At 67.8% G+C, this 12,258-nt stretch carries 3 protein-coding genes; all 3 read right to left on the reverse strand.

Annotated features, from left to right (window positions below; translation table 11 throughout):
• Positions 1-59 precede the first annotated feature (59 nt).
• Genes ACVCAG_RS21305 through ACVCAG_RS21315 form a run of 3 tightly spaced genes read right to left on the reverse strand, consistent with a single transcriptional unit; the run spans position 60 to position 12,066 of the window.
• The gene (locus ACVCAG_RS21305; RefSeq protein ID WP_447190162.1) at positions 60-4,145 is read right to left on the reverse strand and encodes an Eco57I restriction-modification methylase domain-containing protein; all 4,086 of its coding nucleotides are present in this window, start codon (positions 4,143-4,145) and stop codon (positions 60-62) included.
• Positions 4,142-6,967, reverse strand: coding sequence for a helicase-related protein (locus ACVCAG_RS21310; protein WP_447190163.1), 2,826 nt, complete (start codon positions 6,965-6,967; stop codon positions 4,142-4,144). The genes ACVCAG_RS21305 and ACVCAG_RS21310 overlap by 4 nt, the downstream gene beginning before the upstream one ends.
• Positions 6,964-12,066 carry a DEAD/DEAH box helicase gene (locus ACVCAG_RS21315; RefSeq protein WP_447190164.1) on the reverse strand — a complete coding sequence of 1,701 codons (5,103 nt, stop codon included), beginning with the start codon at positions 12,064-12,066 and terminating at the stop codon, positions 6,964-6,966. Before ACVCAG_RS21315 ends, ACVCAG_RS21310 begins: the two co-directional genes overlap by 4 nt.
• Positions 12,067-12,258: the final 192 nt, after the last annotated feature.

The following is a 12,258-nucleotide window of genomic DNA, read 5'->3' on the forward strand; positions in this document are numbered from 1 at the left end:
CCGGCGAGCCCGTCCTCTCCGGAGGCACGGCAACCGCCGCACTGCCCACTTCCACGCGCTCAACGACCCTTCTGCGCCCGCTCCGGATGACGGGGGCCGTGGCCGGGAGGCGGGTCAAGAGGAGTCTGGTACGGCTTGCGCCCGTCGATGGCCTCTTGCATGGCGTCGTAGATTTCCAGGATTGCGTCCTTGGTGCGTTGAAACAGGAGGGGAGACTTGTTCCGGAAGGCTCGGAAGGTGTCCATGATGTAATCCACGTCTTCACGGACGACGCCGTACAGATGAAAGTAGGCCGCATCCAATTCGGCTCTCAGCCAGAAGCGCCGCTCGTCGTCCCATCTGTATGGAGCGCCTTCCTCACCGTGATCGCGAGCGAACGCCTCCATACCATAGGAGGTGTAGGTGAGCTCAAACGCTCGCCCTCTAACCCAACGATCCAACCATTCGCTCTCATCCCACGGACATCTTTGCTTATAGGTTGCAGGTAGCAACACAGGGAGCTGCTTGATAAGAAAATAGTTAAGGTTGGTTCCCGCCATCTTTTGTCGAAGGACAAAATCAAGAACATAGGCGTTGAAATTCAAGGAAACTAGATCTGGGTTCTCGATGTCGAATATGGCAACATAACCAGAGTCTCCAAATCCAGCTAGAGGGAACTGTGCAGTAATCAGCGTCCGCGTATCCGATGATCGACACACCTTGCGCCAACCGAATAACCATCGGCGATCCCAACCAGGGGATCGATGGTTACCACGCGAGTCTTCCGCAGAGTGGAGTCGATCGGTGACCTCTTTCTCTGAAATCCAGTAACGAGGCAACGTCGCGTATGCGGGGTCATCCTTCTGTGCTGGCGTAGGGCGAGGCAATGTTCCAGCATTGGCCTGCGCCTGAGTCTGATCCTTGTAAGTCCCATAACGATCGTCGAAATGGTGGACCATCTTCGCCTCAAAGAGAGGAAGCAAACGCTCACCATCCTTAACGAGATGATTTCCGTCGAACTCCCACCCCCCTTCCAGCATCCCTTCGAGAGTTTCTTTATTCTGAGCACTAGGGCGAAAGATACCCGAGCTGTTTGCCATGTGAAACATAGCCATGAACGACAGATTCCAAGGGTTTACATTAGGACTCTCCCGCCAGAGCACCGGGACGCGCCGGTAAATACTGAGGGTGATATCCGCATTGCGCTTGAAGTCGAAGACCGGGCAGGTTCCGGTGTTCGGGTTGAGCAGCGTGATGTCCTTGGGGGTGAGCGTGAAGGATCGCTCGTCGAGCTGTTCGACCTGCCGGAGCCGGAACGCCAGGTTGATCTGAGGCTGAGTTGCCTCGCCACCCGACGCTGTCCACAGGCAGAACCGGAACGAGTGATGGACGTGTACGAAAAGCTTCTCTTCGTTCTCGAAGTCGTAGAGCGAGGCAAGGGTCTCCGTCTCCACCATGTCCTTGAAGAAGAACTGGGTGGTGGCGTCGGTGGCGATGCCGGTGGGCAGCACCATGCCGACCCGCCCCCTTGGACCGAGGATCGTCCGCCCCGTCTCGGCGAAGACGGCGTAGGTGTTGATGTCCCCCCGTCCGGTCAGCGGATACCGGCCTGACTCCCGGAACAGGTGTGCCCAGCCGTCGGCGCTGCGGAGCTCGTCCGCGAACTCGGCGAACAGCCTCCGGTCCGTCTCCTCTTCGCTGGTGGCCAGCGCGGCGATGGCATTCTTCCGCGCGGCGGCGTTCTTGGCGTTCGCGATGTCTTCGTGCCTCGTGGCGAAGAACTCCTTCTCCTGCAGCTTGACCCTCTCCCACGGCGGGTTGCCGAGCACGCAGGTGAATCCGCCCCGCCAGCCGGTCACCGGGTCGATGTCGGCGCCGCCCTCAGCCGGGACATCGAAGATCTCGGGAAACTCCACGTGCCAGTGGAAGAAGCGGTAGCGCTCCGTGATCCGATCGAACTCCTCGGCCATGGCCGGGGGAAGGTCGCCTCCCGCTGCCAACTGTCGCAGGGTGTCGGTCATGATGGGTTCCGGAGCATCGACATGCTTGCGCCAGACGAACGCCGCGCACCAGGCGTCGGCCACCAGGCGGGCGCGGGTCAACTCCTCGGACCGCTCGAACTCGCGGAACCATCGTTCCTGTTCCCGCACGTCGGCCACGCTCGACACCGGGATGGCCGCCAGTTCCTGGAGTCTTCCGCTCAGCTTTTTGTTCCCGACGCGCGGTCCCTGCTCCGCGAAGAGCGTGCTCTGGTTACCCCGTTGTTTGGCGTTCTCACTCCTCCGCGACGCAACGATCTTCTTGTCGTCGCCTTCGATCGCTTTGAAGGCCGCATCGGGAATTTCGGCGTCCAGCAGTCTGGGGGTGGTTCCCAGCAGAGAATTGCCGACCCTGATATGGGCGTCGAGGAAGGCGAGCGGCTTACCCGGTTCCAGCGACTCGATCCAGAGGGACACCTTGGCCAGTTCGGTGGCCAGGGGGTTGATGTCCACTCCGTAGACGCATCTGCTGACGACCTTGCGCATGGCCTCGTTCACGGCGGACGGCACCGGCTCGGCCTCGCCGGTGACCAGGGTCGCGTACCGCTTGGCGACCCGGCGGGCGGCGGCGACGAGGAAGTGTCCTGAGCCACAGGCCGGGTCGCAGATGGTGATCTTCAGCAGGTCGTCGGCGACCCCGGACGCGGCGTACTCGTCGATGACCGGGTCGAGGGTGGTGTCGAGCAGCGACTCGATCAGCGACGACGGCGTGTAGTACGACCCGGTGGTCTTGCGGTCGTTGCCCGCGACGGTCCTCAACTCGAACGACGGCACCGCCAGCTCGGGGTGCGGGACCAGCTCCAGCAGTGACTCGTAGACGCTGCCCAGCTCGTCGGCTCCCAGGTGCTGGAAGTCGACGTCGCGGGGCCGGCCGTCCTTGCCGCGTACCGTGGACATGTGCCGGACGGCGGTGAGCAACGCCTGGTTGGGCAGATCGCAGACGAGAAACTGGTCGGGCACGGGCTTGTCTGTCAATTCGGCCAGAGCGTCGTCCGTACGGAAGAAGAGACCGCCAAGGCCGGGCAGGCCGAGCGCGGGCAGGCCGTCGTCGCCGCCGAGCGCCCTGATGACCCGGGCGGTGGTCTTCCACAGGTCGGTGTGGCGGTCCCCGGCCCGCCGGGCGGCGAGGTTGCGCAGCCGCCGGGTGGAGAAGTAGGCGTCGTAGCGGTCCTTCGCGGCCTGAGACGCGCCCGGGGCGAGCAGCGCGTTCCGGTCCTCGGCGACGAAGAGAAAGATGAGCTGGTAGGCCAGCCGGAGCAGCTCGTGGTGGAAGTCCGCCTTCTTGAGCTCACCGGAGCCGAGCTGGTCACGGAGCTTGGAGTTGGCGACGAGGAAGCCGGTGCCGAGCGTTTCGAGGGCCTGCTGCACGCCGTCGCGAAGCTGCTCGCGAGCTCTCAGCTTGGTCGCGTCGGCGAAGGCTCGCCATTTCTCCAGCCAGCAGTCGGCGCAGGTCGGGACGGAGTCGTCGCCGGAGATCAGCTCGAAGCGGGAGGCGTGCAGCAGGGTGTAGAGCAGTACGAAGTCCGAGTAGAGTTCGCCGTCGAAGATGGCTTCCAGGTCGAACTCGACGTAGGCCGCGCCGACCAGGGTGGTGGAGTCGCGCAGGATGCGCAGTTGCCGCCCGTTGGAGAGCACGCCCCACAGGTGGTCGTCGGAGAGGTTGAGAAACTCCTGGAGCATCGACTGCGGGGCCCGCTTGGTCTCCGCCCGGCCGGGGGCGCCCCGGTCCAGCTCGGTGTTCCAGCCGAGCAGGTGCATCGGCACGCTGTGCCACAGGTGGGAGACGGGAAACTCCTTCTCCCCCGCCTTCAGGCCACCCCGGACGTACGGCACGTGCCCGAAGCCCAGCTCGCCGAGGAGCACCTGTAGCCAGCGCTCCCGGGTGGGAGTGGTGGCGGCGTCACCGGCCGGCAGCTTCGCCATCCGGTCGCGGAACGCTCGATAGGCACCGAGCAGATACTCCCAGCGGCGGCTGGCCGCGTCGCCCAGCCGTTCCGAGGCGGCCAGGTGGTAGTCCTCGGGGCGGATGCCGGGAAGCTCGCGGTCGGCGGCGCCGATCCGGGAGAGCACGTCCTGCGGGATCAGACCGCCCTCGACCTTGACAGCCAGGTAGGCGAACTTCTTCATCGAGCACCGCCGGTCGGGAGGTAGACGTAGACACCGAGCACGTCGGTCTCGGGGTTGGCGGTCACCTTGAGTCCTCTCACTCTCTCGCCGATCGCGCCGCGGACCCGCTGGTGGGATTCGGCGAGCCTGGCGGCGAGGGCCTCTCCTCGGACACGCAGGTCGTCGTCGAGGACGGGGATCTCGTCGGCGACGCGCTGTGCGGTGCGGTCGATGAGCTGCCGCAGGACGTTCTCCGGCCGGGAGGTCAGCACCTCCGACACCTCCGCGTCGCTCAGCCACTCGCGCCCGTCTTCGGCGGCCCGGTAGCCGAGCACCTGGGCGTCCTCGGCGATGAGGGTGCGCTGCCCGGCCCGGCCGGGCAGCGTCACGTGGAAGCGGTAACGGACCAGGAGCACCGTGGTGCGGGTGCGGACCACGTCGGTGCGGACGACGCCGAAGCGGCCGGCCGGTCCCTCCGCGTCGAGCGCGGAGTCCAGGACCGTCCGGGCCAGGTCGCGGATCATGGGGTCGGTCCGTACCAGGGCGTGGCTGCCGGGTGGTGCCGGGATGTCCGGATGGAAGTTCAGCTCCGGGGCCTTGCCGTTGAAGCTGAGACCGAGGGCGTGCCGTACCGAGATCGGCAGTTGCCGGGTGTCGGCGGCGAAGCCCTCCACCCGGTTGTCGATGATCGCGCCATAGCCGGAGAGCGCGTCGCGGGCGAACCGCGCGACGTCGTCGGAGCTGCCCAGGGCGGCGCGGATCTCGGCGACCTCGCGTTCGACCTCGTCGAGCTTGACGCCGGAGTGGGCGTACTTGGTGAGCGCCTTGGACTCGCGGTCGGCGGCGCTCTCCCAGGCCCGGTGGATCTGGTCGCGGGTCCTGGTGACGCCGTAGTCCAGGTCGAGCTGGTCCTGGTCGTTGTCGCCGCGGATCAGCAGGCCCTCGATCAGAGCCTTGATCACGTCGTCTCCGCCACTGGGGACGGGGACGGCGACACCGGTCTGCTTGGCGATGGCGCGGTGCTTGCGGATCAGCACGTTGAGCACCACGCCGTCGATGCCGTTGTCCAGGCCGTACATGGTGACGGCCCGGACGATCTGCTTGCGCTGACCGAACCGGTCGACCCGGCCCTCCCGCTGCTCGTGCCGGGTGGGGTTCCAAGCCAGGTCGTAGTGGACGACCGCCTGGAAGTGCTCCTGCAGGTTGACGCCCTCGGACAGGCAGTCGGTGGCGACCAGCACGTGTCGGCCGGGCTCGGCGCCAAGCGCGTCGATGGCCTCGATGCGGGCCTCCGGTGGAAGCCGCCCGGTGACGTGGCGGACGTGCGCCTTCTTGCCGAGGGCCTTGGCCAGGTGCTCGGCGACGTATTCGGCGGTGGGGATGAACCGGCAGAAGACGATCGGGTCGTAACCGTCGGCGAGCAGCGACTTGACCTCGTCGATGAGCGCCGCGAGCTTGGCGTCCTCCGAGGGGCCCTCGATCGCGGCGAAGGCCGACGCCAGCCGCCTGAGCCGTCTGGCCTCCGCCGATTCCTCGCCGTCGTCCTCGGTGAGGCCGCCGGCCGCCGCGTCGATGCCCTCCAGTGCCTCGTCGTCGGTGAGGTCGAGCACGCTGGAGCGCCCCAGCTCGTCGGCCTCCCGGTCGGTCTCGGCGCGGATGGTGGCCGACCGGGTGACGAGTGTGGCGGCGGCGGCCCTCGGGGAGGAGGCGACGGAGCGCAGCATCGCGAGGGCCGACCACCAGGACACCCGCTGCCGCAGCCCGCTGCCCGGCTTGCGGACCGTCTCGCGGGCGTAGTCGAGGACCTTGCGGGCGAGCCTGCCGTACTCGCCGGTCAGCGCGTAGGAGACGTCGCGGACGTGCCGGTCCTGCGGGAAGGGCGTCTCCTGGTGGTAGGGGGAGTCCTCGCGGAGGAACTTGCGGATGTCGCGGCGGCGGCGCTGCACGAAGTGCCCGGCCAGCTGCTCGCGACCTTTCACGCTCTCCAGGTCGACGTCGCGCAGCGTGGGGTCGAGCAGGGCGATGAGGTCGCGGAAGGCGTCCTCCTTGCCGCTGTGCGGGGTGGCGGTGACCAGGATGAGGTGCCGTCCGGGATCGGCGGCGACCTGCTCCAGCAGCCGGTAGCGGAGCTGGCCCTGCTTGCCCGTCGATCCGGCCGACACGCAGGTGTGGGCCTCGTCGACGATGACCAGGTCAGGGCAGGTGCGGACGAACTGCTGGTAGCGGCGGTCGGTCTTGATGAACTCAGTAGAGACCACGGTGTAGCGGTGCCTGTCGAAGATCGTCTCGTCGTGGCGGAGTTCGCGCTCCAGCCGGTTGGCGGTGGAGCGCAGCACCAGGGTCGCCTCGATGGCGAACTTGTCGCGCAGCTCGTCACGCCACTGCTCGGCCAGCGCCGGGGAGCAGAGCACCGTCAGGCCGGTGGCCTCGCCACGCTCCAGCAGCTCCTTGGCGATCAGGCCGGACTCGATGGTCTTGCCGATGCCGACGTCGTCGCCGATCAGCAGCCGTACGGTCTCCATCCGCAGTGCGAGCAGCAGCGGGACGAGCTGGTACTGGCGCGGGCTGACCGCGATGGAGGCCAGCGAGCGGAACGGGCCCGCACCGGAGGTGAAACCGATGCGAAGCGCGGTACGGAGCAGTCCGGCGGCGACGCTGTCGGCGACCTCCTCGGGCCTGGGCGGCGGGAAGGTCGCGTCGGTGACCTCGTCGGCGAACAGGCAGGCCTCGAAGTCGGTGTCGCCGTTGAGCGGCCGCGCGAGCAGGAAATCGTCGCCGCTACCGGGCTGGACGACCCATTCGCGGCCCCGGGCGGTCACCAGTGTGCCCACGTCGCGGCTCATCGGCCGTTCCGTCCGGTGCCGAAGACGCTCGGGTACCTGCGCACGATCTCGCCCCACTCCTCGTCGTGTCGGAATCTGATGACCAGCCAGCCCAGATCCATGAGCCGATCCTCGGCCCGCATGTCGCGCTCGGTGACGTACGCGTCGTCGTGATGAGGCCCGTCGACGAAGACGGCGACGTTCCCGGCCTTGGTCCGGTAGACGAAGTCCGGCTTGGCCCTGGCGTCGGACAGGAGCTCCTGGGCTCCGTCGGGGAGGCGGTAGTCGCCCTCCCGCAGGAAGCCGACAAAGCGGCGTTCCAGCTCGCTGCCGGCGGAGTCACTGAGAGCGTCCAGATGGTCCTCCACGGAGGCGTGGCCACCGCTTCGCTCGGTGACCGCGGCCGCCAGCTCCCGCAGCAGGTCCACCACCGCGAGCCTGTCGATCGTCGTGTGCCAGAACTGGTTGCCGTAGGAGAGAAGGCAGTCGTAGCAACCTCGCTCGCACCGCTCCTTGGCGTTGGGGGCGTGGTCGAGGTCCTCGCCGCTGTCCGGGTCGATGTGAATGATCTCCAGTGCCCTGCGGGCCACCTGCCGCAACGCCTCTGGTTCGTCGTGCAGCCTGCGCAGCACGCCGGCACCGCCCTCGGCACTCTCGATGAACAGCATCCGCCCGCGCCCCGCCGGGTCGGGAAGGGGTTCGCTGGTCAGCTCGGCGTCCTCAAGCTGGAACTCGGCCTCGATGCCGCGCTCCAGCGCGTAGCGGAGGGTGGTGGCCACGGTCTCCGGCACCTGCCCGGCGAGCCGGATCACACAGATGTTCTTACGGTCCTCGACGAACGGGACGACCTTCAGGACGCGCTGTGCCTCCTCGGTCGACGTCAGCCCCTGGTCTTCCGGAGTGCGCTCGGTGGCCTTGGACTCGCTGAGCCATCGGCCGCGGACCGGGTCCAGCCAGAAGCCGACGTCGTTGCGGTTGCGGCGCCCCTTACCACCCTTGTTGATGATCCGGACGGTGGCGGTGTCGCCGTACACCAGCTCGGCCAGCGATCCGCCCGTCCCCCGCACATCGGCCTGGAGCCGGCCGGAACGGGTGCCGTGCGTGCTGAACCGGTAGCTGGTGACGAGCTCGAACCCGGCGCGGCGCCTTTCCTCCTCGTCGGAGGAGATGCGCTCGCGGCGGACGGTGTGCACGGTCTGCAGGTGCATCAGGCCGGCGAGGGAGCCGCCCAGCTCGGCGTCGCACTCATCGCAGTTGTCCACCCCTGCCTCGCGGGTGTGCCAGTAGCCGCATCCGGCACAGATCCGGGCCTCTGCGGTGGCCACGTCGCCGGACTCCCCGGCCGGGACCTGGATGCTGGCCACCTGGTAGCGCTGTCCCTCGTGGTAGATCAGCGCGCCGGGGCCGAACTCGCCGATCGCGATGAACCGGGGACGCTGCACATAGCTGCCGCGCTGTCTGCGGCCGGGGATGTAGGCGGCGAGCGGGAGCCGGGGGAAGGAGTAACCGGGCAGGAAGCCCTCGGAGGCGAAGTAGCGGTAGGTGTAGAAGTCGCTGAACTGCTGCTCGGTGTCCTCGTTCTTGAGCAGCCGGATCTGGTTCTCCGCCTGCATCCGGCGCCCCTGCGCTCGCTTCCGGGCGTCGGGCGTGGAGGCGTGATCCAGGACGCGGCGGTTCTGCTCGGCCTGCTCGGCGATCGCCGCGCGGTACAGGTCGCGCCACCGGCCGCAGGCGGCGTCGAAGCGTTCGGCCGCGCCCCGCACCTTCCGCTCCACCCAGTTCTCGTCCCACCAGGTGGTCTGCTCCAGGTTCTCGGTCTTGGCGATGGTGTCGAGCATGCGCCGCGCGCGCGGTACGGCCCTGCGTACCGCGTGGTCGTCGGCGAGCTGGAGCCGGAGATTCTTCCGGACGGGGAGTGTGTCGAGCTGGGCGATGTCGAGCACCTCGGTCATCTGGCTGTACAGGTCCGCGCCCGTCTCGGCCAGCCAGATGGCGTGGACGTGGGAGAGCACGAGGTCCTCGTTGGTCAGGTCGAGCCGGGGCGGCTGCACGCTCCCGGCGACCATCAGGTGGCTGCGCCGGAAGTAGTACTGGTCGTGCGGGCTGCCGGTAGAGCAGTAGGTGGTGATGAGCGCCGGCTGGCCACTCCGGCCCGCGCGGCCGGAGCGCTGCGCGTAGTTGGCCGGGGTCGGCGGCACGTTGCGCATCGCCACCGTGTTCAGGGTGGCGATGTCGACACCGAGTTCCATCGTGGGCGAGCAGTAGAGCAGCGGGAGTTTCCCCTCGCGGAACAGCTGCTCGCGCTCCTGGCGGTCCTGTGCCCGTACCTGGGCAGTGTGCTCGGCGGCGTGAATGCCGGCGAAGCGGGTGGCGACCTCCGCGTACAGATCCTTGAAGAACTCGCTGATCCGGGTGCCGACCTCCGGGTCGACGGTCTTCCTGAGCGGGTCGGGGGCGCCGGTCCTGCCGTTTCCGGCCCGCCAGATCAGCTCGGACGACTTCAGGCGGTAGCCCTTCGCCCCGTCGCGTCCCTCCTGGACCTCGGTGAGCAGGCCGTACTTCTCCAGTGCCCAGAGCAGATCGACGATGATCTCCTGTGCGTCGTCGACAGTCAGCCGGTGCGGGTGGTTCGGGAACATCCCCGCCCGGCGGAGGTAGTTGCCGAGCGCGGAGCGGCCGGTGAAGTTGACCCGGTCACGGCTCTCCCCCGGACGTCCCGGTCGGGCGAAGACAGTACGGGCGCTGTCACGGCCGCCGCCCTCGGGGAGCGCCCACACCCCGGTGAGGTTCTGGCCGCTCTGCTTCTGGATCCGCTCGTATCCCTCGGGAGTGAGCTCCTCCACCTCGACGGCGAGCGCCCGCCGCATCTCGTCCAGCACGATGCGGGCCAGATCCGCGCGGTGGGCCGGATCTCCGGTCCGCAGCGCCGGGTGCGTCCTCTCCCAGTACTCGGTGTCGGCGGCGATGTCGTCCAGCGCCACGTAGTCGAAGCGCAGCAGGCCGGTCTGCTCCAGGTTCGGCATGGTGATCCGCCAGCCGCGCTCCAGGTCAAGGTAGATCAGATAGGAGAGGACACCGCGGAGTGCCTTGAGCACCGCCTCCTTCTGACCGAACTTCACCTCGGGGTTCTGGGCGAAGGCGGCCAGCGGCAACTCCATGGCTCTGGCCACCCGCTGGGCCACCTCGTCATGGCGCAGCCCATCCTCGCCCGCGGCCCGCGCCGCCCGGTACAGCGCGCCGCGAAGCTGAGTCACCTGGACGAAGTCGTTCAGGTGACCCGCCTGCAGGCTGGCGTCCTGCCGGTTGTCGACGAAGGTGAGCAGCTTGCGGGCCTCGTCGTCGAGCTGCCCCTTCTCGTTCTGCTCGCGGAGACTGCGCACCACGCTCGTGCTGATGATCGACACCGCCGAACTGCGGCCCTCGGTCGCGAAGGTGGCCAGCTTGGCGAAGTCCCGGCCTCGGGTCTGCTCGTACGCCGCCCGGCAGCGCAGGCAGAAGCGGAACGGCGAGGGCAGGTACCAGGCCTGGATTCCCTCGCCGGTGGGGACCTCGGAACCGCCGGGGCCGAGCCACACCTCGCGAGGAAGCCTGTCGCTCAGCGACGGGCGTACCTGCGTGCGACCGTCGGCGTCCGGCTCCAGCCAGGAGTCGGGCAACCGGCCCTCCCCCACCGGATCGGCCGGCCAGGGGTGCCCGCTGCTGAGATAGAGGTATCCGTTGACCGCGTCGCCGCCGGCGACGTTCGCCTCCTGGCGGGCGCTGTAGCGACCGCCCTTCTCCCTGGCCACGACGAGGTAGTCCTGGCCGCACTCCCGGCAGAAGGCCTGCGGCAGCAGGATCTTCTCCCGCTGTCCCGGGACGCTGACCTGGTACTGGCTGGTGATGTACCGGACGTCCTCGGGCTCCAGGCTGACGTAGGTGGTGTCTCCCTTGGAGAGGAACTGGTGCAGCCGGAACGCGAACAGCGGCCTACCGGTTTCGGGGTGCGGGGCTCGCGCCCCTTCCTGCAGGAGGCGTTCGATCGCCGCCGTGCACTCTTCCCGCTCCTGGCCCGTGATCGCGTGGAGTTCCCCGGCGACGTCCGCGACCTTGGCCGGGTGGCGGCGGATCAACCGGGTGCTCTCCGGTTCGGCTTCGAGTCCGAACTCCGACTCGATCCAGGTGGCCAGCGGATCGTCGACCAGTTTCTGGTACGAGCGATCGCCACCGGCCGCCGCCATGCTCGCGACGAGCTCGGCGGAGGTGGGGACACCGTCTCGGGTGGCACGGACGAGCGTCTCGCCGATCACCCGGTCGGAGGTGACCTCGGTGCCGAACAGGCGGGTGGCGACGCCGGCCACCACCTGCCGCGTCCGCTCGAAGGAGGTGCCGGTCGCCATCGTCGCCGAGGTGCCCACGCACTGCAGGTTCGGCGCGGCGCACGCGTCGCGCAGCCGGCGGACCAGCAGTGCCACGTCGGCTCCCTGACGCCCCCGGTAGGTGTGCAGTTCGTCCAGCACCAGGAAGCGCAGGCCCTGGGCCGCGCCGATCAGGTTGCGGCGCTCCTCCGGCCGGGTGAGCAGGTATTCCAGCATCACGTAGTTGGTGAGCAGGATGTCGGGCTTGCGGGCCAGAATACGGTTGCGCTTCTCCAGGTCTTCCTGCCCGGTGTAGCGCTCGAAACTGACCGGCCGCGCGTCCTTGGGGAGCCCCCATTCGAGAAAGCGCTCCAGCTCGTGGAGCTGGCTGTTGGCCAGCGCGTTCATCGGATAGACGACGATCGCCTTGACCCGTCCCGGTTCGGGGTCGCGCAGGATGGAATCGACGATCGGCACCATGTAGGAGAGGCTCTTACCGGAGCCTGTTCCGGTAGTCAGGACGTAGCTGCCGCCGTCGCGGGCGGCCTCGACCGCCTCGCGCTGGTGACGGTGGAGGGAGAGAGGCCGGCTTCCTGGATCGTTCCCATCCGTCTTGATCCTGAAGAGCTGCTCGCACATCGGGTGCAGCATCTCCGCAGTGACCAGCTCGGAGATCGTGCCACCGGCGGCGAAGCTGGGGTTCAGGGAGACCCACGGGTGCGGCCACCGGACCCGCGCCGCCTGCTCGTCTTTCAGGTGCCGGGCGATCCGTTCGTCGCGCACGTGCACAAGCGAGGTAGTAAAACGGTCATAGTCGGCAATAAGTCGCTCATGGACCTGAAAGACATCCATTTATGGACAGGTACCCCTTTTAGGACAGCGTCCGAAATGACCGATTGACTGACCGGAAACCGAGTACTTCCGCAGCTTTTCCGGATGAGCTCCCGATTTAACCACCTGATGGGGCAGAAATGA

The sequence above is a fragment of the Streptosporangium sp. G12 genome (assembly GCF_052983175.1).

Excerpts from the sequence above, each read along its gene's own strand:
- ACVCAG_RS21310 (WP_447190163.1), bottom strand. The coding sequence starts at position 6,967 with ATGAGCCGCGACGTGGGCACACTGGTGACCGCCCGGGGCCGCGAATGG.
- ACVCAG_RS21305 (WP_447190162.1), bottom strand. The coding sequence starts at position 4,145 with ATGAAGAAGTTCGCCTACCTGGCTGTCAAGGTCGAGGGCGGTCTGATC.